This window comes from Brachybacterium sp. NPDC056505 (genome assembly GCF_042794925.1).
Classification (GTDB): Bacteria; Actinomycetota; Actinomycetes; order Actinomycetales; family Dermabacteraceae; genus Brachybacterium; species Brachybacterium kimchii.
The window spans coordinates 1-1668 of record NZ_JBHTSV010000070.1 but is presented as its reverse complement, the minus strand read 5'-3'; the positions used below and the strand labels follow the sequence as shown (position 1 = coordinate 1668).

The following is a 1668-nucleotide window of genomic DNA, read 5'->3' as shown; positions in this document are numbered from 1 at the left end:
GATCAGGAACTTCGCTACTAAATTTCGCTCGCCATCACAGCTCAGCCTTCACGGGAAACGGATTTGCCTATTTCCCAGCCTAACTGCTTGGACGCGGATATCCAATACCGCGCTTACCCTATCCTCCTGCGTCCCCCCATTGCTCAAATGGTGAGGAGGTGGTACAGGAATATCAACCTGTTGTCCATCGCCTACGCCTTTCGGCCTCGGCTTAGGTCCCGACTAACCCTGAGCGGACGAGCCTTCCTCAGGAAACCTTAGGCATTCGGTGGACGGGATTCTCACCCGTCTTTCGCTACTCATACCGGCATTCTCACTTCTAAGCGCTCCACCAGTCCTTCCGGTCTGACTTCACTGCACTTAGAACGCTCTCCTACCACTGTTCGTAAGAACAGTCCGCAGCTTCGGTGATACGTTTAGCCCCGGTACATTTTCGGCGCAGAGTCACTCGACCAGTGAGCTATTACGCACTCTTTAAATGGTGGCTGCTTCTAAGCCAACATCCTGGTTGTCTAAGCAACTCCACATCCTTTTCCACTTAACGTATACTTTGGGACCTTAGCTGGCGGTCTGGGCTGTTTCCCTTTCGACTACGGATCTTATCACTCGCAGTCTGACTCCTAAGGATAAGTCATTGGCATTCGGAGTTTGACTGAATTCGGTAACCCGATGAGGGCCCCTAGTCCAATCAGTGCTCTACCTCCAAGACTCTTACCTTAAGGCTAGCCCTAAAGCTATTTCGGAGAGAACCAGCTATCTCCAGGTTCGATTGGCATTTCACCCCTACCCACACCTCATCCCCGCACTTTTCAACGTGCGTGGGTTCGGGCCTCCATTCAGTGTTACCTGAACTTCACCCTGGACATGGGTAGATCACCTGGTTTCGGGTCTACGACCACGTACTAAACGCCCTATTCAGACTCGCTTTCGCTGCGGCTCCGCCTCTTCAGCTTAACCTTGCACGGGATCGTAACTCGCCGGTTCATTCTACAAAAGGCACGCCATCACCCATTAACGGGCTCTGACTACTTGTAGGCACACGGTTTCAGGATCTCTTTCACTCCCCTTCCGGGGTGCTTTTCACCTTTCCCTCACGGTACTGGTTCACTATCGGTCACTAGGGAGTATTTAGCCTTGGGAGATGGTCCTCCCTGCTTCCGACGGGATTTCACGTGTTCCGCCGTACTCAGGATCCACTCTGGAGAGAACGAAGTTTCAACTACAGGGTTGTTACCTTCTTTGACGGGCCTTTCCAGACCTCTTCATTTACTTCGTTCCTTTGTAACTCCGTATAGAGTGTCCTACAACCCCAAGAGGCAAGCCTCTTGGTTTGGGCTAGATTCCGTTTCGCTCGCCGCTACTCAGGAAATCGCATTTGCTTTCTCTTCCTCCAGGTACTTAGATGTTTCAGTTCCCTGGGTCTGTCTTCCATACCCTATGTATTCAGGTAAGGATACCATACCATTACGTATAGTGGGTTTCCCCATTCGGAAATCTTCGGATCAAAGCTTACTTACAGCTCCCCGAAGCATATCGGCGTTAGTCCCGTCCTTCATCGACTCCTAGTGTCAAGGCATCCACCGTGCGCCCTTTCTAACTTAACCAAACTAAAAATTAAAAAATATGAGCTACACTGTTATCTAGTTTTCAAAGAACATACATTTAAAC

1 rRNA gene is annotated in these 1668 nt (G+C 50.4%); it reads right to left on the bottom strand.

Annotated elements, in window-relative coordinates:
* Positions 1 to 1604: ribosomal RNA gene (locus tag ACFQ53_RS17675) — 23S ribosomal RNA — on the bottom strand; the annotation flags it as partial.
* Positions 1605 to 1668: the final 64 nt, after the last annotated feature.